The 21,252-nt window shown below is 59.1% G+C and carries 19 protein-coding genes and 1 pseudogene; 15 read left to right on the forward strand and 5 right to left on the reverse strand.

Going from position 1 to position 21,252, the window contains the following annotated elements; genetic code table 11:
- Positions 1–90: 90 nt before the first annotated feature.
- On the reverse strand, positions 91–1,284 hold the full coding sequence (locus HNR38_RS11605) for a cation:proton antiporter (protein ID WP_183704241.1): 1,194 nt from the start codon (positions 1,282–1,284) through the stop codon (positions 91–93).
- Between the two features lie 125 nt (positions 1,285–1,409).
- Between HNR38_RS11605 and HNR38_RS11610 the strand changes: the two genes are divergently transcribed.
- Complete coding sequence (locus HNR38_RS11610; protein ID WP_183704254.1) at positions 1,410–2,636, forward strand: GGDEF domain-containing protein; 1,227 nt, start codon at positions 1,410–1,412, stop codon at positions 2,634–2,636.
- Between the two features lie 49 nt (positions 2,637–2,685).
- Here the strand turns inward: HNR38_RS11610 and HNR38_RS11615 are convergent, their stop codons facing one another.
- Positions 2,686–2,958: a hypothetical protein gene (locus tag HNR38_RS11615; RefSeq protein ID WP_183704257.1), complete on the reverse strand. Its 273-nt coding sequence runs from the start codon at positions 2,956–2,958 to the stop codon at positions 2,686–2,688.
- A 549-nt stretch (positions 2,959–3,507) separates the two neighbouring features.
- Between HNR38_RS11615 and HNR38_RS11620 the strand changes: the two genes are divergently transcribed.
- Complete coding sequence (locus tag HNR38_RS11620; RefSeq protein ID WP_183704260.1) at positions 3,508–3,744, forward strand: hypothetical protein; 237 nt, start codon at positions 3,508–3,510, stop codon at positions 3,742–3,744.
- Here the strand turns inward: HNR38_RS11620 and HNR38_RS11625 are convergent.
- Positions 3,713–4,225, reverse strand: coding sequence for a 3'-5' exonuclease (locus tag HNR38_RS11625; protein ID WP_183704262.1), 513 nt, complete (start codon positions 4,223–4,225; stop codon positions 3,713–3,715). The genes HNR38_RS11620 and HNR38_RS11625 overlap by 32 nt on opposite strands.
- A 148-nt stretch (positions 4,226–4,373) precedes the next feature.
- On the opposite strand from HNR38_RS11625, the gene queC reads away from it, so the two are divergent.
- Together queC and queE are read left to right on the forward strand one after the other, a co-directional pair.
- On the forward strand, positions 4,374–5,039 hold the full coding sequence (gene queC, locus HNR38_RS11630) for a 7-cyano-7-deazaguanine synthase QueC (RefSeq protein WP_183704272.1): 666 nt from the start codon (positions 4,374–4,376) through the stop codon (positions 5,037–5,039).
- Positions 5,039–5,698, forward strand: a complete 660-nt coding sequence (gene queE / locus HNR38_RS11635; RefSeq protein ID WP_183704274.1) for a 7-carboxy-7-deazaguanine synthase — start codon at positions 5,039–5,041, stop codon at positions 5,696–5,698. The genes queC and queE overlap by 1 nt, the downstream gene beginning before the upstream one ends.
- Here queE and HNR38_RS11640 read toward each other — a convergent pair.
- A complete protein-coding gene (locus tag HNR38_RS11640) occupies positions 5,682–7,436 on the reverse strand; it encodes an ExeM/NucH family extracellular endonuclease (protein ID WP_343068298.1) in 1,755 nt (584 codons plus the stop codon). The two genes, queE and HNR38_RS11640, sit on opposite strands and share 17 nt — an antisense overlap.
- Positions 7,437–7,448: 12 nt before the next feature.
- The gene (locus tag HNR38_RS11645; RefSeq protein WP_183704276.1) at positions 7,449–8,348 is read right to left on the reverse strand and encodes a BrxR family helix-turn-helix transcriptional regulator; all 900 of its coding nucleotides are present in this window, start codon (positions 8,346–8,348) and stop codon (positions 7,449–7,451) included.
- A gap of 232 nt (positions 8,349–8,580) precedes the next feature.
- On the opposite strand from HNR38_RS11645, the gene HNR38_RS11650 reads away from it, so the two are divergent.
- From HNR38_RS11650 to HNR38_RS11700, 11 genes and pseudogenes are all read left to right on the forward strand, one after another.
- A complete protein-coding gene (locus HNR38_RS11650) occupies positions 8,581–9,867 on the forward strand; it encodes an MFS transporter (protein ID WP_183704278.1) in 1,287 nt (428 codons plus the stop codon).
- Between the two features lie 171 nt (positions 9,868–10,038).
- Positions 10,039–10,464, forward strand: coding sequence for a MarR family transcriptional regulator (locus HNR38_RS11655; protein ID WP_183704280.1), 426 nt, complete (start codon positions 10,039–10,041; stop codon positions 10,462–10,464).
- 249 nt (positions 10,465–10,713) lie between these two features.
- Entirely contained in the window at positions 10,714–11,283 is a 570-nt protein-coding gene (locus HNR38_RS11660; protein ID WP_183704282.1) for a TMEM165/GDT1 family protein, read from the forward strand.
- 52 nt (positions 11,284–11,335) lie between these two features.
- A complete protein-coding gene (locus HNR38_RS11665) occupies positions 11,336–12,364 on the forward strand; it encodes a L,D-transpeptidase family protein (RefSeq protein ID WP_183704284.1) in 1,029 nt (342 codons plus the stop codon).
- 45 nt (positions 12,365–12,409) lie between these two features.
- Positions 12,410–13,792 (forward strand): NfeD family protein, encoded by a 1,383-nt coding sequence (locus tag HNR38_RS11670; protein WP_183704286.1) that lies wholly within the window; start codon positions 12,410–12,412, stop codon positions 13,790–13,792.
- A gap of 28 nt (positions 13,793–13,820) precedes the next feature.
- Entirely contained in the window at positions 13,821–14,600 is a 780-nt protein-coding gene (locus HNR38_RS11675) for a slipin family protein (protein WP_183704288.1), read from the forward strand.
- A 171-nt stretch (positions 14,601–14,771) separates the two neighbouring features.
- On the forward strand, positions 14,772–15,359 hold the full coding sequence (locus HNR38_RS11680) for a type II secretion system protein N (protein WP_183704290.1): 588 nt from the start codon (positions 14,772–14,774) through the stop codon (positions 15,357–15,359).
- 108 nt (positions 15,360–15,467) lie between these two features.
- On the forward strand, positions 15,468–17,411 hold the full coding sequence (gspD, locus tag HNR38_RS11685; RefSeq protein ID WP_379919065.1) for a type II secretion system secretin GspD: 1,944 nt from the start codon (positions 15,468–15,470) through the stop codon (positions 17,409–17,411).
- A gap of 196 nt (positions 17,412–17,607) precedes the next feature.
- Positions 17,608–18,435 carry a rhodanese-like domain-containing protein gene (locus tag HNR38_RS11690; protein WP_183704293.1) on the forward strand — a complete coding sequence of 276 codons (828 nt, stop codon included), beginning with the start codon at positions 17,608–17,610 and terminating at the stop codon, positions 18,433–18,435.
- 12 nt (positions 18,436–18,447) lie between these two features.
- Positions 18,448–19,362: a transglutaminase-like domain-containing protein gene (locus HNR38_RS11695; protein WP_183704294.1), complete on the forward strand. Its 915-nt coding sequence runs from the start codon at positions 18,448–18,450 to the stop codon at positions 19,360–19,362.
- Between the two features lie 77 nt (positions 19,363–19,439).
- Positions 19,440–21,252, forward strand: a pseudogene (locus tag HNR38_RS11700) (hypothetical protein); the annotation flags it as partial.

Consider the following 21,252-nt stretch of genomic DNA (forward strand, 5'->3'; position numbering starts at 1 on the left):
CCCGGGTGAGCGACTCCGGTGTCTGTCACCGGAGTGATTCGAAAAGCCGGAATCCCGTCCACGGGGTTCCGGTTTTTTTGTGTCTGTCGTTCAGGCGTCGTCGTCAAACATCGAACCGGCCTTGCCCGCTTCCCCGGCCTTACCCAGGTGGTACAGGGTGACCGGCGGGCCGATGACCTCGAAAATCACCGTGGATCCGATCACCAGTGGCAGCAGGAAGGTCAGCTCCGGCATGCGGTCGGTTGCCACCAGGGCGAGCCCCATGGCGACACCGGCCTGGGGCAGCATGCAGGCGCCGTTGCGGCGGCGAATATCCGGGCTGGAACCGGCCAGTACTCCGCCGACATAGCCTCCGGCGATACGTCCGCCAATCCGGGCCAGAACATAGGTCGCGCCCAGCATCCCGAGTGTCGGCAGAACGGACCAGTCCAGGCTGAACCCGGCCAGGAAAAAGAACATGGCAAGGAAAGGCTCGGAAATGCCCTCGATGGAGCGAAAAGGACGGACATGGTGCCGTCCCATGTTGGCGACGGTGACGCCCAGCGCCATGCTGGTCAGCAGGTAAGACACGTTCAGCAGTCCGGCCATGCCGGCAGCGAAGAAAACAAACCCCGCCGACTCCAGCAGCATGGGCTCGCCCGGGCGTATGCGGCCGGTCAGCCAGGCCATGGGCAGACCCAGTACGGTGCCGAGCATCAGGGCACCCACCACTTCCAGGGCGCCGTGCCCGAGTGTGGCTCCGATACTGTGGCCGTTGCCACTGAACAGTTCGGCAAACACCAGCAGGACACTGAACAGTATCGCGCCCCAGGCATCGTCAATCGCGACGACCTGGGCAAGGGTACGGGTGAGCGGCCCCCTGGCGCCGGACTCCTTGATGACATCGAGCGTGGCGGCCGGATCGGTGGCGGTGGCAATGGCCGCGAGCAACAGGGCAGCTGCCAGGTTACCGGTGACCAGCCAGGTGGCCAGCAGAATGACCAGCGCGGTGCCCACCGTGACACTGAGACTGATAATGATTGCTGCCCGGCCCTGCCGGAGATCCCGGAAGGCCATCCGCTCCCCCAGCAGGAAGCCCACCATGGCCAGCGTCAGTTCCGTTACCAGGGTGAAGTTGTTGCTGGCCTTGGCCGGGACCAGGTCCAGCATTTGCGGGCCGGCAACGGCCCCGATCAGGATCAGCAGGGTGACCCGGGGCACGTGCAGCCGCTGGCCAATGGTGTGGGCGCCCAGTGCCAGCAGCATGATTCCGCCAATCAGTAGCAAATCGTGAATGTGATTCATTGCGGGATCGGGATCCGGGCAGAGAGTGATTTGCCGGGCATTGTAGCACCACCGGCCACTCGACCCGTCACCCCGGACTGTCTACCTTGTATGTATACATACCCAGAATGGTGAGCGGTACCAAAATGCTTCCAAAACGTCCGGAACGCGACGCCCTGCGGCGCCTGGAGGACCGGCATGGCCCGTTGAGACGGACGGTCTGGGCGGTGCTCCTGTACCTGTCGGCAGGCCTGCTCTGGATTACGTTTTCCGACCGCCTGGCGGAGGCCTGGTTTCCGGATCCTGCGACTCTCTCGGTGGTGCAGACCTGGAAGGGCTATTTCTTTGTACTGGTGACCGGTCTGGTCCTGGCCGTAGGCCTCCACCGCCAGTTGCGCAGTGATCGCGTCCGGTTGCGGTTACAACTGCGCCAGCGGGAGGCATTGTGGCGCCGTGAGCGCCAACTGACCGTGCTGATGGACAATCTGCCGGGTATGGCCTATCGCTGCCTCAATGACGAGCACTGGACCATGCTGTTTGTTTCGGGTGGCTGCGTGGAGCTCACCGGTTATCAGCCGGAGGAACTCATCCACAACCGGGTACGGAGCTTCGCGGATTTGATTGATGATGACGCCGCGGGGGAGGTCGCCGCATGGGTCGCCGAAGCCACCGCCCGGGATGAGGCCTTCTCTGTGGAATACCCCATTACCGGCAAGGACGGACGCTCCCTCTGGGTCTGGGAGCGGGGCTGCGCGGTGCGGGATGAGGACGGCAGCATGGTCCTGGAAGGCATTATCCTGGATATCTCCACCCGCAAGGCGCTGGAAAACGAACTGGCTGAGCTGGCCACCCGTGATCCGCTTACCGGTCTGGTCAACCGCCGGGAGTTTACCCGCATCATCGAGGAGGAAATGGCCCGCTGCGATCGTTACGGCAGGCCCATGGCCCTGCTCTGGGTCGATTTCGACCACTTCAAGGATGTCAACGACACCTGGGGCCATGCCGCCGGGGATGCCGTGCTCTGCTCGGTCAGCCGTACGCTCAGGGAAAGTGTGCGCTCGGTGGACACCGTTGGCCGGTTCGGTGGTGAGGAGTTTGCCATCCTGTTGCCGGAGATGGCCCGGGAGGAGGCCAGGGAAACCGCTGAACGTCTTCGCCAGCGGGTGCGGCGAACGCCTATTTCCCTGAACCCGTCACACGATATCTACCTGACCATCAGTATCGGGATTGCCCTGTACCCGGAGCATGGCGGAGATGCCGACAGCCTGGGCATCGCGGCGGACAAGGCCATGTATCTGGCCAAGCGGCAGGGGCGTGATCGTGTGGTTGAAGCGGGTGCCCCGGAGGCGGCGCGAAGCCGCAAGCCGGGCTGAAAACGGGTAATGGCCGAACCGGGCGGTCCGGCCTGGTGTGGGTCAGGGTTCAGGCGACCTGGCGGGCAATCCAGGAATTGTAGCGGCTGGCCAGCGCTCGGACATAGCGGGCCTCGGCGCTGCTCATGTTGGCCAGCACACCGTTGAATATCCAGCCCCGTTCGTACAGGCCCAGCACCCGCTGTTCGTCATCCAGGTTGACGCGCTGATTCAGCTTTTTGCAGATGGCATCCAGCAGTGGCAGCTTTTCCGGGCGCTTGACCGGGCCCTGACGGTTGCCGGCCGCTTGATTGGCTGCGCGTGAAGTCGGATGTCTTTTCATGATCTTCTCCTTGTCGTTTTGCGGCTGCAAAAACAGAAAACCCCGGAGCCTCAGGCAACCGGGGTCTGGCGGAGAAGCTGTCCCGGTTGCCGTAGCGGCCCCCGGAACTGACCGAAAGCCGTCAACTGTCTTTCATGATGGCGCGCGCAGAATGCCCTCGGAGGCACCCAGCGGTGAAATAAGTCATGTTCATGGACGTCGAGTTGGTCATATCGGCTCTTTGAATTCGATCTCGTCTACCAGTGTATCGGCAATCACGGGCTTTGCAATAGCCCGACTGACTGCGGCGGCTACGGATGTGGTAACCCCGTACAGACGCCATCCGCGCGCAGCCTCATACTTCGTCCTGTCACGTGTTTTTACGTTGTGCAATCCAGATACCTGTTCTCCAGGTATCACATGGATCTCTCCTTTCAAAGCAGCCTTATGGCTGCTTTTTTTTCGTCTCGGTATCTGCGTAGCCATTAGTTCGTACAGCCATGTGACGGTTTTTTGGCGACAATCTGGTCATCAAAAACCGCATAGACCAAGAGGTTGAGACCTACGAACATGCCCGAAGACCCCGAACCCGCACAAAACAAGTTTCTTTCAGATTTTGTCGTCGAAGCCGCTCTTATCGTGGCCGTGATTATGTACCTGGTGGTTGCCGGGGATCAGGTGGTTGGCGATGATCTGTCATTCACCGTGCTCGGTGCCGGCCTGATGGCGCTGGCCACCTGGTGGACGCTGCACACTGTGCGGGATGGACTGGAAGTTATTGCGCTGCGGCTTCGTCACTCAAAATGATTCTGCGCCAGGTCTGGTGAAGAATCAGGGCGTCGTTGGCTGCCCGGTGCACCGGCAGGCCAAGATCCGAGATCACCTGTTGGCGCACCCCTGACCATTCCCGGACCTGGGCCGGCTCAAGCAGCATGGATATGGATTCCAACTGGAAAGCGGGTGTTTCACCGGCGGCCCGGTAGAGCCGGTGCAGCCAGAAACTGTCGAAGGTCCAGGCGTCGCAGAATACCTGCTCCGGCAGCAGCGCATTGAGCTGTCTTGCCACCTCACCGGCGCTGATGCCTTCGTCCATCAGACGCTGGCGGGAAATGCCATGGATGCCCTCGGCACTCTCTGACCAGTCACTCCAGCGCCCTTCCGGGCGGATCAGCCAGCTGTGCAGCCCACCGTCGGGCATGCAGATGCCGACTTCAATCGGGTAGCTGGCGATCAGGTCGAGACTGGAGGCCTCAAAGTCGATGAATGCGGGTTCGAACTCTGGTGTCATAGCGCCACTGCTGGATTTCTTCGTTTTCGCTTGAGTTTACAGCCGATCCGTCCCCGACGCGAACCTAACCGCGCGAGGCACTGTTACAATGTGCCCATGATTGCGCAAACCCCGATGACAAATCCCCTACTCAGCCGGCGTTACACTCATGACTGATTCTGTTGTTGTTATCTATTCCGGAGGCATGGATTCCTTCACCCTGCTGCATCGGGCCAAGGCCCGGGGCCTTGAGGTCCACGCCCTGTCGTTTAACTATGGCCAGCGCCATGTCCGTGAACTGGAAGCCGCCCGGTCGGTCTGCCAGGCCGAAGGCATTTCCCACAAGGTGATCGACATCCGGGCAATGAGCGAGGTGATGAGTGGTTCGTCGCTGACCTCGGATATTGACGTACCGGAGGGGCACTACGAAGAAGACAACATGAAATCCACCGTGGTGCCCAACCGCAACATGATCCTGCTGTCTCTCGCCACCGGCTACGCGGTGACCCTGGGCGCGGGCTCGGTCTGGTACGGTGCCCATGGTGGTGATCATGCGATCTATCCGGACTGCCGCCCTGAGTTTGTCCAGAAGATGGATGCGGTGTGCCGGGTGGCCAATTACCAGCCGGTGGCGATCGAAGCGCCCTTTATGGCCATGGACAAGGGCCAGATCCTGGCCGAAGGGCTGAAGCTTGGCCTTGACTACGGCCAGACCTGGACCTGCTACAACGGCCGGGACAAGGCCTGCGGCCGCTGCGGTTCCTGTGTGGAGCGGCTGGAGGCCTTCGCCGACAATGGCGTGACCGATCCCCTGGACTATGAGAGCGGCGCCTGATGTACCGGGTCAAAGAAGCGTTCTACACCCTCCAGGGCGAAGGCGCCCAGGCCGGCCGGGCCGCTGTGTTCTGCCGGTTCAGCAAGTGTAACCTGTGGACTGGCCGGGAGAAGGACCGTGCCACCGCCGTCTGCGACTTCTGCGATACCGATTTCGTTGGCACCGATGGTCAGAATGGTGGCCGGTTCGAAACGGCCGAGGCCCTGGCGGAGCATGTCCGTCGCCTTTGGCCGGAAAACGCCGGTGGCGCCCCCTATGTGGTCTGCACCGGCGGTGAGCCCCTGCTCCAGTTGGATGAGCTCCTGATTGCCGCCTTTCATGCGGCCGGGTTCGAAGTCGGGGTGGAAACCAATGGCACCCTGCCAGCGCCTGCCGGTATTGACTGGCTGTGTGTCTCGCCAAAAGCCGATGCCGCGGTGGTGATTGCCGAGTGTGATGAACTGAAGCTGGTTTACCCGCAGCCGCTGGCCCCGCCGGAGCGATTTCAGGACATCCGGGCCCGCCATTATTTTCTCTCACCCATGGCATCACCGAGTGCTCCCGAACACGGTGACGATCCGGTCAAAATGAGCAATACCCGCCGTGCTACGGACTACTGCCTGGCCCACCCCCGCTGGCGCCTGACCCTGCAGATGCACAAGATCATCGGGATTGACTGAGGTCCAGGTCGACAATCACCGGATTATGATCCGAGGCGCGCCAGGGACCGGATATGTCGGCTTTGCCCCGATAGTCCAGGACTCTGGGCTCATCCGCGTTGATGTTCCAGGTCAGGGCCCGCCCTACCCGGGATACCAGTGATTCCGAGGCCAGGATGTAATCCAGGGTGCCCCGGTGGCCGCGGAACCGATAGCTGTAGTGCGGGCAGTTGTCCGGGCCACAGGGGTGGTACTTATGTACCAGACTGGTGAAGCCCGCCTCCGCCAGTAACTGCATCGGCGCTTCCATGGCGTAGCTGTTGAAATCGCCCGCCAGAACGGTGCCTGCCACCTTCCCGGAATCTTTGCTGTCGGCCAGGGCCGAGATGATGGCCTCGGCCTCCGCGACCCGGCGTGTGGCAAAACAGCCCTGGCCATCCCCCCGGGCCTGATTATTGCCCTTGGCATTCCGGCAGGATTTGGATTTCAGGTGTGCTGCCACAACCTGGATCCCGGTGTTGCCGCCGACAGGTGTGAACGTCTGCAGAAGCGGCGGGCGGCCTTTGCCGGCAAAAGGACCGACGGTCAGTCGATGCCCCGGTCCCGTTGCCCGCACCCGGTCTGACCGGTACAGCAATGCGGTACGGATCTCATCATTGCCGTCCGCGCCCGGGGTGGCCACAAAACGCCACGCCGGTCCCAGGTGGCGGGCGAGGTCGGCAATGGCACTGTTGTTCCCGTAGCCGTCGTTTTCCAGCTCGGTCACCGCCAGTATGTCGGGGCTGGCAGCCTGGATGGCGTTGATGAGCCGGCGGCTCTGTCTTGCCAGTGCCTCCGGTGTCTGTGCGCCCCGGCTGGTGGGAAAGCCGCCGCCCCGGCCGTCGCCGTTGAAATAGTTGTGCAGATTCATGGAGAGCACCCGGAGATGGTTGTCAGGGCGTGACGGAGGTGGTGCCGGGCGCGGGTTGGTTGTGGTGAATACCGGCGCCTTTGCGGGTTGCAGGCGCCACTGCTCGAAGCGGAAATCGAGAACGCCGTTCAGGCGGGAGACGGTGTCACCGGCCCGGAGTGAGTCCACCTGTTGCAGCCAGCGAACGGGCCGGGGCTCGCGTTCGCCCTGGCCATCATCCAGTGTGATCTGTTGTTGGGGGCTGGACTGGTAACGGTTCAGGGCCTCCGGCCCCGGTGCCATGTATTCGGTTGGCATGACCGGATCCCCGGGCGCCAGCGTCAGTTCGCCATAGCGGCCCAGATTGTAGGTATCGACAATGACCAGAGGGTCAGTCAGGCGCACCCGCATGTTCTCGAGGGATTCGGGCGACCGGGACCAGGGCAGGGAGACATCGGTGGCAGCCGGCATCGGACGTTTGCCGCACACCGACATGGACTGGACCGCGACCAGTTCGGTCAGGCCGTGATATTCCTTGACCTCACCGGTCACCCGTACCTGATCGCCGGGGTGGCCACGGGAATGATCGGTATAGACGAACAGAGCCTCAGAGGTTCGCGGATTGCCGTCTGTGAGGGCATCGGGCTGCTGCAGGTAGAACCCTTTGAACCCGCCCGGGTGGCGGGCGTCCAGGGTCATTACCCCTTCAACGGTTACCTCCCGGCCCAGAAGGGGCGAGGCAGCCCCCTCACCCTGAACCTGGTGAATCGGCGTGGCCGGGTCGCCACAGACTCCTGTAGCGCCGGCATTCGCAGCCAGAGGCAGAAGGGCTGCCAGAGCGGCTGGTAGCAGTCGGATCGGTGTAATCACCCGGGCAGCTTATCAGACTCCGGCAATGGCTTTGAGTGCCCGTTCACGCTTGCTGCCGAAGCCGAGCTGATCGGGGTTGGCCAGCTCCAGTTGCTGGACCAGCGGGTCCGGATGGTTGTTGTCCAGTGTGATGCCCATACGGGACAGCAGGTAGGGGGCCAGGGCCGCCCGGCTCTGCAGGGTCAGGTAGCCGTCATCCATGCCGAAATCCCGGGCAATAATGGCCTGCTGGGCTTCGGTCAGGCGCTTGTCCGGTACGATCTCGAGCGTCACCATCCGCTGCCAGTCCTCGTCCCGGTCAATGGTATGTTTGGCCCGTTCACGCAGAGCCTCAGGCTGGCCGGTGAAGCGACTCAGGGCAAAGTCCCGGTATTCCCTGTTGGCATTACACCAGCCCCGCACATGCCAGTTGGTGCCAGTGCACACCAGGGTGTGGGGTTCCATCAGGCTTTCCACGGCTTCCGGCCGGCTCAGGGAAACGTAGCTGGCTCTTAGCGGCCGCCGATAGCGTGTTGCCGTGACCACCGCCCGCATGACTTCCGGAGCAATCCGTCGGCCAGGTTCCGGCACCAGGGTGGAGCCAGGCACGGTCAGGTCCAGGGCTTCAAAGGTGCTGCTCAGGGAATGTTGGCGGGCGATCAGATCCTGATACTCATTGATCTGCCCCTGTGTCACGACCGGACGGAATTCCGGAGCCGGCACATAGCCTTTGAGGTGGCGATCATAGACCAGATTGCCCGGCGCCAGCTCCCGGAGATAGGTGTTGATATCCTTGGAGGCCTGCTGACGACCGATGCCAAAGGTATGGCAGATATGGTTAGTGGTCAGACGCCCCTCCCACAGGGCAACAATTTCGATCAGCCTGTAGCGAAGCAACAGGTCCCACCGAATGGGCCAGTCCGTTCTGTTCATAACCAGGTGCTCGTGATCCGATAGATTGCAGGGAGCTATGTTACCCGTCCCCGGAAGCGGGGTGTGTTACGTCCCATTAATGTAAAACATTGTCAAATAGCCTGCCAACGGCACGGTAATCTCGGCAAGTGCCTAGTTCACGGATCTCAGGCTTGCTGCTTAAATGGCCAGCAGCCGACCGTTGAGGCTGCTATCTTTTAAAACCTGCATGTAAGTGATTCCGGAGCCTTTGATGACCCGAATGGTCGCGTCCCTGTCTGCGCTGATAATGAGCATTGTTCTGCTGGTCAGCGGTAACGCCTTTCTGTCCACCCTGCTGGGCATACGCCTGAGCATTGAGTCGGTGGCGCCGGACGTGATCGGCTGGGTTCTGGTGTGCTATTCCATCGGTTTTGTTCTGGGAACGCTGTTTGTCCAGAAAATCATCACCCGAGTTGGCCATATCCGTGCCTTTGCCGTGTTTGCCGCCATGGCGGCAGTGGCCGCCCTGATGTACCCCATGGCGGTGTCGAGCATGTTCTGGGCCATACTCCGGATTCTGTCAGGCTTCAGTATAGCGGGTGTACTGGTTGTGATTGAGAGCTGGTTCTCGAGTCGGGCAACCAACACCACCCGGGGTGCGCTTTTTGCCGTTTACCAGATTGTTTTCTATCTGTCCGCCGCCGGGGGGCAACTGATCATCAATGTGGGAGACCCGGCCAACTTCATGCCGTTTTCCCTGGCGGCTATCCTGCTGGCGCTGGCGCTGGTTCCGCTGTCACTGACACGAATGGAGGCACCGGTGATTGAACCTGCGCCCCGGATGTCGGTGTTCAAACTGGCCCGCGAGTCCTTTTCCGGCGTTGCCGGCGCCGTGATCTGCGGTGTGATGATCGGGGGCTTCTACGCGCTGGGCCCGGTATACGCCACGCTGGTGGGGCTGGATGTAGCCCGGACATCCACGTTCATGGCCAGCGCCATCGTGGCTGCCATGTTACTGGCCTGGCCACTGGGTCGGCTTTGTGACCGTTTTGACCGGCGCCGGGTGATGTTCTGGGTGGGACTGCTGGCCGCCCTGTCAGCTGTGGGCGTGGCCCTGCTCGGAGCGCTCAATCTGGTGTTGCTGACGATCCTGGTTGGCCTGTTTACCGGGCTGTCGGCGAGCATTTACCCCATCGCGGTGGCGATCACCAACGACCGCATGGAGAGCCACCGGATTGTGGCAGCCAGTGCCACCCTGCTGCTCAGTTACGGTGTCGGCAGCGTCATTGGCCCTGTGGTGATGGCCAAGCTGATGGATTTGTTGGGGCCCTCCGGGCTTTTCTACGGCAATGCCGGTTTCCTGATGGTGCTGGCGCTGATTACCAGCTACCGGATCAGCCATACCGACGATGTGCCGGTGGCGGATCAGGAGCACTTTGTGGCTGCCATGCCGGAAACCTCCGCTGTGTTGACCGAGATGGATCCCCGGAACACCGAGTTCCAGGAAGCTCCGGATATGGAAGAGGTGGCCACCGAAGTCCACCGGGAGGCAGGGTAAGCTGCTGGTGGCGGTTTTCCCTCGGTTTTCCGGGATGATGATTTCGGTTGCACATCTGTTTTTATTTCATCGGTTAGCTTACTATTGGTAAATATTCGATAAGGTAAGTCTTGTGCCGGATTGTCCGGTATTCCATGCCGGTCCGACCGGATGACGATCAGGAGTAACACCATGAGAGATCAGTTTCCCTTTGCGGTTGCCAGGGTTACCCGCCGCTGGCGCAAGATGCTTGATGAGCGCCTCAAGGACCTGGGGGTCACACAGGCGCGATGGAGTACCATGGTGTACCTCAAGCAGGGGGGTGAAGGGCTGACCCAGCGGGAACTGGCCAGCCTCATGGCGATCGAGAATCCGACGCTGGTCCGTCTGCTGGACAGCCTCGAACAGCAGGGCCTGATTGAGCGCCGCCCCTGTCCCAACGACCGCCGGGCCCGTCGTCTGTACCTGACCAAGGCCGGTATCGACTTCATGGAAGAGCTGTCCGAGCGTGCCGAAAACCTGCGTGAGGAAATGCTGGCGGGCATTCCGGACAAGGAAATCGAATGTGCGCTCAAGGTCTTCAACCGTATTCTGGAAAACGCTGAAGCCCAGAAGTGACCTTTATGGCCATTGGCGGCGGTTGAGGTGCTGATGGCAATCGATTAGTATGGCCCTTCCTTCGGGGGAGTAGCCTTCGCCTGCGTCCTGCAGGCCGAACGGTAGTCAACATGCTTGGAGCTCAATCTCCGTGGCTATCGTGTCCCGCACCAGACTGGCGGGATTGGCAAGACCCGGGGCAGATCACCTCCAGAGGGCGGAAGGTGAGCTGCCTCGTGTCTGGTAATCTCCGCCCTGAGGTCTGTGTGAATGGATGCCTTTCTAGCTTCAACCCTGGCGGTCGCCATCGCGGAAATCGGCGACAAGACCCAACTGCTTTCCCTGTTTCTTGTGGCACGTTACGCCACCCGTACCCCCATCATTCTCGGTATTCTGGTTGCCACAGTGCTCAATCACGCCCTGTCCGCGTGGCTTGGCGCCTGGGTGGCGAGCTGGATTCCCGATGCCTGGCTGCCCTGGATACTGACCGTCAGCTTCGTGGCAATTGCCCTCTGGCTGCTGGTGCCGGACAAGGACGACAGCGAGGACTCGAAATTCCTGGGCATGGGCGCCTTCATGGCAACCACGGTCATGTTCTTCCTGGCTGAAATTGGCGACAAGACCCAGGTGGCCACCGTGGTACTGGCCGCCAAGTATACTGAGACATTCTGGGTTATCATCGGTACCACTGTGGGTATGCTGCTGGCCAATGTGCCGGTCATCCTGGCCGGAGGCTGGCTGATGGAACGTCTGCCACTGGCGACAGCCAGAATCAGTGCCAGTATCCTGTTTGTGATCCTTGCCGTAGTGACGGTATGGGCCACCGTGATGAACTCCTGACGTTTTCCGGAGTCATTCCCCGGAGAACCGATAAGAACTGGAATGGAAAGCTATGCGGTTGAAAAATGGTTGCCTGTTATTGCTGGGCCTTTTGCTGGTATCGCCGGTTTCCGGCCATGCAGCGCAAAGCAACGAATCCGATGCGCAGGCAGCACAGCGGGCCCCGCGGGTGCCCACCTTTGAACTGTCCGGTGATCTGGCCGGGGAGCTACAGGCCTTCACCACCCGGTATGAGGATACCTTCGCCGGCATTGGCAGCAATCAGGCCCTGGGGTATCTGGAACTGGTCAAGGCCAACCCCGGTGTCGATCCCTGGCTGCCGGGCGAAGGCACCACCATTACCCTGCCGCGCCGTTACGTGATGCCGGATGTGCGCCGGGAAGGCATTGTCATCAACCTGGCCGAGTACCGCCTTTACTATTTCACCGATGAGGGTGTGCAGGTCTACGCGGTTGGTGTTGGCACGGAAGAGAATCCTTCGCCGCTGGCGGATGCCAAGGTCACGATGCCGCTGGAGTCCCCCGCCTGGTATCCCCCGGCAAGTATCCGGGCGGAATACGCGGCGTCCGGGGATTACCTGCCACGGATGATCCCTCCCGGCCCGGACAATCCCCTGGGCAGCCATGCCCTGCTGCTCAGTGAGAAAGGCTACCTGATCCACGGCACCAACAAGCGGTTTGGGGTGGGGATGCCGGTCAGTCACGGCTGTTTCCGGATGTACAACGAGGATATCTCCCGTTTCGTGCATCAGGTGGGCAAAGGCACCTCCGTGCAGGTGATTCGCCAGCCCGTCAAGCTGGGCCTGTCCGAAGGCGAGGTGTGGCTGGAGGTGCACCGGCCTCACGAGGAGTACCCGGCCGAAGACCGCCAGGCGCTCTGGCAGAAGGTGGAAGCGGAGCTTGCCCGGTTCCGTGACCAGCACCCGGATGTTCATCTTAAACGCCAGGCCATCGAGATTGCGGTGGACCAGGCGGATGGCATCCCCACCATGGTTGGTGAGAAACTCAAGGGCATGGTGGCCGATGAAACACAGGACACCTCGGGCTCCGGATCGGACCCTGGCCAGACCCTGTATTTCTGAGGCCGGCTGATAACATCGGCCGTCGACGGCCGAAGGGAGACTGCCATGAGCCGCACGATCGCAACCCTGTGGAGCAGCCTGGTATTGCTGTTGATCCTGGCCAGCCCGCTCCAGGCCCGTTCTCTCGATGCTGACAGCGCCCTGTTGCTATCGGTGGAAGGCGCGATCGGCCCGGCCACAGCGGATTACCTGATCCGGGGCATTGAGCAGGCCGGGGATCAGGGTGCCGGACTGGTGATCCTGGAAATGGACACCCCAGGCGGCCTGATGGATTCGACCCGCGACATCATAAAAACCATCCTTGCATCCGAGGTGCCCGTCGTCACCTATGTGTCTCCCCAGGGTGCACGCGCGGCCAGTGCCGGCACCTACATCCTGTACGCCAGTCACATTGCCGCCATGGCGCCGGCCACCAATCTGGGCTCCGCGACCCCGGTACAGATGGGCGGCCTGCCTGGCACCGGCGACTCCGGTTCAGACAACTCGGACACCTCCGAAGACGACAGTAACGCCAGTGGCGAGCCCGGCTCCGCCATGGAGCGAAAAGTGCTGGAAGACGCGGTCAGTTACATCCGCGGGCTGGCGGATCGCCACGGCCGCAACGCCGACTGGGCGGAAGCGGCGGTCCGCCACGCCGTTAACCTGGGCGCCGCTGAAGCCCGCGAGCGCAACGTTATCGATCTGGTTGTGCCGGACCTTGATGCCCTGCTCGAGGCAGTGGATGGGCGCACCGTGACCCTTGCCTCCGGTGAGCAGACGCTGTCCACCGCCGATCTTGAGCTGGTCCGGTCAGAGCCGGACTGGCGCACCCGCCTGCTGTCCGTCATTACCGACCCCAACGTCGCCTATTTCCTGATGCTGATCGGGTTTTACGGCATCATTTTCGAGCTGGCCAACCCCGGTGCGGTGGTGCCCGGTGTGATCGGGGCCATCAGCCTGGTGCTGGCGCTGTTCGCCTTCCAGGTGCTGTCCGTCAACTACGCCGGGCTGGCACTGATTCTCCTGGGGCTGGCCTTTATTGTTGGCGAAGCCTTTGTGCCCAGCTTCGGGATACTGGGTGTGGGGGGCATCGTCGCCTTCGTGACCGGTTCGGTCATCCTGATGGATGGCAGTCACCGGGACATTTCCTTGCCCACCATCGGTGGCACTGCCGTGGTGGCGGGTGGTTTCATTCTCTGGACGGTGACCCGGTTCATCGGCCTGAGGCGCAAACACCCGGTCAGTGGCAGCGAGCAGATGGTCCACGAAACGGGCCAGGCGATGGACGACTTCCGGGCTGACCATAACCACTACCAGGGCCATGTGCAGGTCAATGGCGAGCGCTGGAATGCACTCAGCCAGGAGCCGATCACCCGGGGCACGCCGGTCCGGGTGCAGGCAATGGAAGGACTGGTCCTGCGGGTCACGCCGCAGGATGCTGATCACTGAACGTTAACGGCAAAACCAAGGAGGCCGTATGAACCTGGGCGATTTCATTCCCTATCTCGCACCCACTGTGGTGCTGTTGCTGATCCTCGGATCGGCGATCAAGATCCTGCCCGAGTACGAGCGCGGCGTGGTGTTCTTCCTGGGCCGTTTCCAGAGCGTCAAAGGCCCGGGCCTGATCATCGTGATTCCCGGCATCCAGCAGATGGAGCGGGTCGACCTGCGGGTGATCACCCTGGATGTGCCCACCCAGGACGTCATCTCCCGGGACAACGTCACGGTGCACGTCAGTGCGGTGCTCTATTTCCGGGTTGTGGACCCGGAAAAAGCCATCATTCAGGTTGAGGACTTCGGCGACGCCACCAGTCAGCTGGCCCAGACCACGCTGCGCTCGGTGCTGGGCAAGCACGACCTGGACGAAATGCTGTCTGAGCGTGACAAGCTCAACGCCGACATCCAGGAAATCATCGACGCCCAGACCGAAGGCTGGGGCATCAAGGTGGCCAACGTGGAAATCAAACACGTGGATCTGGATGACTCCATGATCCGCGCCATTGCCCGTCAGGCCGAAGCCGAACGGGAGCGCCGGGCCAAGGTTATCCACGCCGAGGGTGAACTGCAGGCATCGAAGAAACTGGTGGAGGCCGCGGAAGTCATGTCCTCCGAAGCCGGCGCCATGCAGTTGCGCTACCTGCAGACCCTGTCGGACATGAGCACCAAGAATTCCTCCACCATCGTGTTCCCCCTGCCGATGGACATGATCAAGGGCTTTATGCAGCACAAGCCGGCGGACAAGGGCAAGGACGAGTAGGTGCGAACATGGCGTGAGAGCCTGAGTCAGTAGATCAGTGGCTCAGGCCAATCTGTTTCAATAAGCTACAAATCAGAGTCGCTTTGGGTCAACGTTGGCGACATTTCTCTGTACAATCGATGGAATTGAAGGGGGCGGCACGCCCCTGAGTTAGTCACATGGATGTCGGGTATGAAGAAGTTAACGCGACGGGTCGGCGCGTCAAGTTTGGCACATGTAGCCTCATGGGCTCTGGCCTTGGGGCTGGTTGCTCTTATTGCGTTTGATGTCGCAAAAGCGATTCGCGTGTTTACTTCGAATCCTGCCGCATTATCTCTCCCCGAAGCCCCTGCGCGTGCGACCGATAGGCAAAGCATAAAGAGTCCTTTGCAGAACTATCAGATGTTTGGCTCCATAGAGCGAGCGGGAGAAGAGGCCGATAAAGTCCCTGTTCAGGAAAATGTGCCCGAAACCAATTTGACGTTATCCCTCTTGGGCATTATTGCCGGTATTGATGGACAGCTTTCCGGGGCAATTGTCACAGACGATAAAGGAAATACCGGATACTTTCGCGTAGGCGAAACACTTCCTGGCGATGCTGAACTCATCCGTGTTGAGCCAGACCGGATTTTTCTTAGGCGTAATGGTCAATATGAGGCTCTGAGTTTCGAGGGGCGAGACGAGGATGGAAAAAAACGGCCCGCCATTGCCGAGCCCGTGAAACAGCCCGATTCCAATGTAAAAACGACGGATACAAATCACCCCGCTGAACTTGGCTGAGCAGTACGGTGGTCATATTAGCGTGCCTGTCCAAGCCCCATTCCCGCCATAGAGCGAAGGCTAGGGCAAGGGTGCGAGTCGCAACGGTTAACAAGGAGATAAGTGAAAATGGATGTCACCGCACTGCGAAGCAGACGAGGGTTCCCGTCTTTTATGCCTTTCTTCCAGTTGTTGGTTTTTCTTTTCTCCTCACTACTGGTAACCCAGAGTTATGCCCAGAATGAACCAACCTGGCGTCTGAACCTCAAGCAAGCCGATATCGGCGCATTTGTTGAGCAGGTTGCTGATATTACGGGTTTTAATATCATTGTCGATCCTCAGGTTCGCGGCAAGGTAACGGTTCTTTCTAGCACGCCGATGAATGCAGCCGAGATCTATGACCTGTTTCTGTCAGTGCTTGAAGTCCACGGCTTTACGGCCATTTCTGGTGAAGACGCGATCAAGGTGGTGCAGCAGGTCAATGCGAAAGAGTCTCCGGAAGCGCTCGATCGCTTTACCCGCCCTCCCTCTGGCCAGTTAATGACAGAGGTCATTCCTGTCGAAAACACCCGTGCAACTGAGTTGGCTCAACACCTACGCCCACTGGTCGCAAAATACGGACACCTGGCGGGCGTGCCAACGGCCAACGCCCTGATCATCAGCGACCGGCGCAGTAATATTGCCCGGATTCGACGTCTTATTAAGTCGTTGGATGTTCCGTCCGGCTTTGAGGTTGAGGTGATTCAGTTGCACGAAGCCTGGGTTGGGGATCTTGCGCCTGTGTTGTCAAAACTCGGACCTATCGCGGCTGGTGGTGCTGAACAGGCAAACCAGGCTCAGGTAACGGCGGACGAGCGCTCGAACCGATTGATCATCTATGGTGATCAGAAGTTCCGCGACAGCATGTACAAAATTGTTCGAAAGCTTGATCAGCCCTCTGCCACGCAGGGTGATATCAGGGTTGTGCGCCTGAAACATGCGGACGCGGATAACCTGACGAAAATTCTGAATACGGTGGCAAGTCAGAAAGCCGGGGACGCGTCTGGTCAACCGGATGACGGGTTTTCCGTTATCGCCGACAACGATTTGAATGCCCTGGTCATCCGTGGCAAGCCGGCAATAATGCAGAAAGCGAAGTCGATCATTGCCCAGCTGGATGTTCGTCGGGCTCAGGTCATGATTGAGGCGGCCATTGTTGAAATCAGTGATGAGACCGGCGAGTCTGCCGGTGTTCAGGTGGTCGCCGGGGAGCAATCTGGCGGCAGGGTAACGGGCGCCGGAACGAATCTCACCAGCAGCAGCGGCATGCTTGGATTGAACTCGGTCATCGGTGCGCTTGTTGGAGATACCCTGCCCCAACTTGCAAGCGGCCTCACCGTGGGCGTTACCGAGGTGAATCAGTCCGGTATTACCTGGGGGGTGTTGATTCAGGCGCTGAATACCTCCGCCGCTGCCAATCTGCTGTCAACGCCAAGCCTTATTACCCTGGATAACCAGGAGTCGGAGATCATCGTCGGGCAGAATGTCCCCTTTCGTACCGGGCAAAGTACCGTGAGTGGCGATGGCACCACCAATCCGTTTACCACCATTGAGCGCAGAGACATCGGGCTGACACTCAATGTTACGCCAACCATCAGCGAGGACGGGCTGGTCAGGTTGGAAGTGGAGCAGACGACCGAGAATCTGGCCCGGACAAACATTGAGGGGGCGTCTGACTTAATCACCAACAAAAGAAGCATCAAGACGACTGTCCTGGCGGATAACCAGGAGACCATTGTCCTTGGTGGCCTGACGCGTGATGACCTCCAGGTGACGACCAGCAAGATTCCTCTGTTGGGCGACCTTCCGGGTATTGGAAAGCTGTTTTCCTCAGAGACCAAACAATGGGTGAAACGGGACCTGGTTGTGTTCCTGAGGCCGAGTATTATGCGAGATCAGGCCGATACCGCAGAGATCACCAACGATACCTTTGACGATTTCTATGACATAGATCTGAGTACAAGGGAAAAACTCAATCTTTCAGAAAAACGACAGCCCCTAACGACGGACCATCTTTTTGTTCCCATTAATTAAGGCCAATTCGCGCATATTTTCGGTGCTTTATGCATGTAAAACCGCTAAATTCGCCGATTTTAAAAATTACCGTTCGATTAACTACCATTAACATTTTTCCTGTGGTAGGGTTTTTTGAGTCCCCTATGGACGGGGTGGCTTTCTGGAAAAGGCCCGGAAGATGTACAGACATGGATGTGTCGCCAGGAAAATTGTGTTGGGCCTGTTGGTTCTGTGGGTGTCTTTTCCCACTAAAGCGGCTGAAGGCGATGATGCCGTCGTTCCGGAATGCAAGGTAGAGGCCGATTATCTCGAGCAGGCTGCCTTGACCGCCCGCCCCCGCAACAAAAATGAAAGTTTCAGTTGTTTCCGAACGGTCGATGAGATCCCGCCCGATCACTTCCTGATCGTGGATGTCCGACCCTCCGATCTCTACAGAAAAGCCCACATCCCGGGCAGCGTAAACCTCTCCCCCGATCAGTTAATGAATACGGTTGCCCTGCAAAAGCGAAGGGTTCTGGTAGTAGACCAGGGGTTTTCCCGAACCCGGATGGCAGAGTTGTGCGCACGGGCTGGGGATCATCACTTTGATAACTTGACGGTCCTTGCCGGTGGCGTTGCTGCCTGGAGTGCGGCAGGCACCAGGATGCAAGGCGACCCTGGCGCCATCGCCCGCCTGCCAGAAATTGAAGCCGATGCTTTTTTTACAGAACTGGCCCGTCAGCGAGTATCCATACTTGTTGATGAAGGTGAGGCGGAGGCTATGCTGTCCGTCATCGGTGACGATGCTGCCCTTCATCGCTTGTCTTCGGATGTCCCACTTGAGAGTCAGTTGGCCCGCCTGTTTACCTCCGGAGGGTACGACGCATTTTTCCCCCTTGTGTACATTGGCTCCCGACCCGATGTGAAGGCGTTCGCCCGTAAACATCGTTCAATCCACGTACTGGAGCTCTCCCCGCAAGAATTGCGCACCAACCACAGCCAACTGCTGGCCTCTGCATCCCAGCGAAGCAGAATTCCGGCACGATACCGATGCGGTGGGTAGGAAGCGATAAGCATGAGCGATCAACTCACTAAAGCGATGCAGCGAAAACCGATTCTTCTGAGTCTCGTTGGCTTTGCTGTTCTTGTCGCTGTGGGCATCGTTGGTTTTTTTATGACGGAGGAACAGGGGCATGAGTTGAGCCCTGTCATCACAGAGAGGATGGTCCGCTACAGTTTTACGCTGGAAAACCACTCCAATCAGGCCCTTGAGCAAACAGAATTCAAGGTGTTCGCTCCTGTCAGTCAGACCCCTTTTCAGAAAGTCGAACGCATCGAAGCCAGTTTGCCATACCAACTGGAAACCGATGCCCTCGGTAACCAGACCCTGGTATTCAGCATTCAACAGTTTCCGCCCTTCGGGCAAAAATCCATTTCCATCAGTGTGTGGCTCAAGCTGGCGGATAGAGCTGCTTATGACTCCCCGTTAACTCCGGAGTCCTTTTTAACGCCCATCGTCCCGGGCTCAGCCGGGTATCTGGTTGAGGCTGTCAGCCAGATGGAGAATGCTTCAGGCCCTCTTCAGCGTCTTGGCTCCGCGAACCGTTGGGTCCACGAAAACCTGGAGGACGTAGGCTACGTTGCCGAAGACCGGGGGGCGGAATATGCCCTCCGTGAACTGAAAGGAGACTGCACCGAGTTCGCACAGGCGTTGATTGCCATAGCACGTTCGGAAGACATGCCGGCGCTTATGGTTGCCGGCTTCCCTGCTCAGGCGGGAAACAGCATTCTTCAGGCGTCGGACTACCACAACTGGGTTATGGCTAACGCCAACAACCAATGGCGTGTCGCCGATCCTCATGCGGGGGTATTCGACAACGATGCCGACCGTTACATCGCCTTTCGACTGTTTCAGAACCAAAGCGGCGATGCTTTGAACTCCCAGAGATTCTTCTCTTATGACCCGCGAATTCGAGTGCAGATGAATTAGTGAGCCATTGAATACGAATACCAGTGCCGCAAGCGGAAGGCGGCAGATGTCAGGTTTTAAGCCTTAAGGAATAGCGTGTGAAAACCTTCAACAAGTTACAGCCCCTGTGTGTTCTGCTCCTGCTGATGGCGCCGCTGGCAAAGTCCTGGGGCGTAACCATCACGGAAGATACCACCATATCGGCAGATGATCAGTCCTACGAGAATCAGGACGTGGTGGTTGAAGGAGCGACCCTGACGGTTGATGGATCGCACGCCTTTAATACGCTCAGTCTCATTGATGGAGCTGTTTTGACCCATCCGGTTGCTACCGACAATAAATTCAACGTTGTCGTATCGGGTAAAGCGACGGTGGACTCGTCTTCCCAAATTAAGGTCAATGGCCGTGGATATGGCAATAAAGAGAGTATTCGCTATCGGGTCGGTGGCAGCTATGGTGGCCGCGGAGGCAAGTATGATAGGTATTCAAGCATCGAAGAGTACGGCAGTTATGAGGAGCCTGACGATTATGGGATGGGGAGTTCCTCGTCGACTCGAGGTGGTGGTTCCGTTCGGCTGACGGCGGACGTCTTGACCCTGGATGGTCAGATTCTCTCGAATGGCGACTCAGAGAGCGGAAATGGCGGCGGCGGGAGCGGAGGCTCTATTTGGCTCCGTGTTAATACGCTCTCAGGGTCGGGGTCCATTCAAGCCAATGGTGGTAATGCCAGATCTTACAGTAGTAGCGGTGGCGGTGGTGGCGGCGGCCGTATTGCGATCTATTATCAGGCGCTGGATGGCTTTAATAGGTCGGGTGTAACGGCCCTTGGCGGCTCGGGTAGCAGCTCAAGCGATACCAAGGATGGAGGTGCTGGGACAGTTTATTTTAAGGACGAGTCTCAGGGGCACTCGGAGCTGTTGATTGGCGGATCCGGCATTAATACTCAGACAACGAGCATTCGTAAGAGCGCGTCTGATTTGGATGTAATAACCATTCAAAGCGCCCGAGTGACCTTCGAGAAGGAAGAGATAGCAACAGGTGGTGCGGTCAACGTTGATGGTGGTCGTTTGGCCCTGACAGGCACCCACACCTTTGGCTCCTTGGCTCTTAGCAATGAAGCAACCTTGGTTCATCCAACTGCCGCTGACACCAAGTTGGATATTGCAGTTTCGGGCTCGGTGTCAATTGATTCGACGTCCCAAATTAATGTCAATGGCCGTGGATCTGGCAAAAAAAAGGGCGACATTCATTATCGAGCTGGGGGTAGCTACGGTGGCCGCGGAGGCAAGTATTATACGTATTCAAGCAGCGAAGAGTATGGCAGCTATGAGGAGCCTGACGATTATGGGACGGGGAGTTCCGATTTAACTCGAGGTGGTGGTTCCGTTCGGCTGACCGCGGACGTCTTGACCCTAGATGGTCAGATTCTCTCGAATGGCGACTCAGAGAGCAGAAACGGCGGTGGCGGGAGCGGTGGCTCTATTTGGCTCCGTGTTAATACGCTCTCAGGGTCGGGGTCCATTCAAGCCAATGGTGGTAATGCCAGATCTTACAGTAGTAGCGGTGGCGGTGGTGGTGGCGGCCGTATTGCGATCTATTATCAAGCGTTGGATGGCTTTAATAGGTCGGGTGTAACGGCCCTTGGCGGCTCGGGTAGCAGCTCAAGCGATACCAAGGATGGAGGTGCTGGGACAGTTTATTTTAAGGACGAGTCTCAGGGGCACTCGGAGCTGTTGATTGGCGGATCCGGCATTAATACTCAGACAACGAGCATTCGTAAGAGTGCGTCTGATTTGGATGTAATAACCATTCAACGCGCCCGAGTGACCTTCGAGAAGGAAGAGATAGCAACAGGTGGTGCGGTCAACGTTGATGGTGGTCGTTTGGCCCTGACAGGCACCCACACCTTTG

Source organism: Marinobacter oulmenensis, from assembly GCF_014201735.1.
Classification (GTDB): Bacteria; Pseudomonadota; Gammaproteobacteria; order Pseudomonadales; family Oleiphilaceae; genus Marinobacter; species Marinobacter oulmenensis.

What these genes read in the sequence shown, in the direction of transcription:
- HNR38_RS11680 (WP_183704290.1), top strand. Translation starts at nt 14,772, where the DNA reads ATGAAGAAGTTAACGCGACGGGTCGGCGCGTCAAGTTTGGCACATGTA.
- HNR38_RS11650 (WP_183704278.1), top strand. Translation starts at nt 8,581, where the DNA reads ATGACCCGAATGGTCGCGTCCCTGTCTGCGCTGATAATGAGCATTGTT.
- queE (WP_183704274.1), top strand. Translation starts at nt 5,039, where the DNA reads ATGTACCGGGTCAAAGAAGCGTTCTACACCCTCCAGGGCGAAGGCGCC.
- HNR38_RS11615 (WP_183704257.1), bottom strand. Translation starts at nt 2,958, where the DNA reads ATGAAAAGACATCCGACTTCACGCGCAGCCAATCAAGCGGCCGGCAAC.
- HNR38_RS11660 (WP_183704282.1), top strand. Translation starts at nt 10,714, where the DNA reads ATGGATGCCTTTCTAGCTTCAACCCTGGCGGTCGCCATCGCGGAAATC.
- HNR38_RS11645 (WP_183704276.1), bottom strand. Translation starts at nt 8,348, where the DNA reads ATGAACAGAACGGACTGGCCCATTCGGTGGGACCTGTTGCTTCGCTAC.
- HNR38_RS11655 (WP_183704280.1), top strand. Translation starts at nt 10,039, where the DNA reads ATGAGAGATCAGTTTCCCTTTGCGGTTGCCAGGGTTACCCGCCGCTGG.
- queC (WP_183704272.1), top strand. Translation starts at nt 4,374, where the DNA reads ATGACTGATTCTGTTGTTGTTATCTATTCCGGAGGCATGGATTCCTTC.
- HNR38_RS11625 (WP_183704262.1), bottom strand. Translation starts at nt 4,225, where the DNA reads ATGACACCAGAGTTCGAACCCGCATTCATCGACTTTGAGGCCTCCAGT.
- HNR38_RS11675 (WP_183704288.1), top strand. Translation starts at nt 13,821, where the DNA reads ATGAACCTGGGCGATTTCATTCCCTATCTCGCACCCACTGTGGTGCTG.
- gspD (WP_379919065.1), top strand. Translation starts at nt 15,468, where the DNA reads ATGGATGTCACCGCACTGCGAAGCAGACGAGGGTTCCCGTCTTTTATG.
- HNR38_RS11695 (WP_183704294.1), top strand. Translation starts at nt 18,448, where the DNA reads ATGAGCGATCAACTCACTAAAGCGATGCAGCGAAAACCGATTCTTCTG.
- HNR38_RS11670 (WP_183704286.1), top strand. Translation starts at nt 12,410, where the DNA reads ATGAGCCGCACGATCGCAACCCTGTGGAGCAGCCTGGTATTGCTGTTG.
- HNR38_RS11605 (WP_183704241.1), bottom strand. Translation starts at nt 1,284, where the DNA reads ATGAATCACATTCACGATTTGCTACTGATTGGCGGAATCATGCTGCTG.
- HNR38_RS11620 (WP_183704260.1), top strand. Translation starts at nt 3,508, where the DNA reads ATGCCCGAAGACCCCGAACCCGCACAAAACAAGTTTCTTTCAGATTTT.
- HNR38_RS11610 (WP_183704254.1), top strand. Translation starts at nt 1,410, where the DNA reads ATGCTTCCAAAACGTCCGGAACGCGACGCCCTGCGGCGCCTGGAGGAC.
- HNR38_RS11665 (WP_183704284.1), top strand. Translation starts at nt 11,336, where the DNA reads ATGCGGTTGAAAAATGGTTGCCTGTTATTGCTGGGCCTTTTGCTGGTA.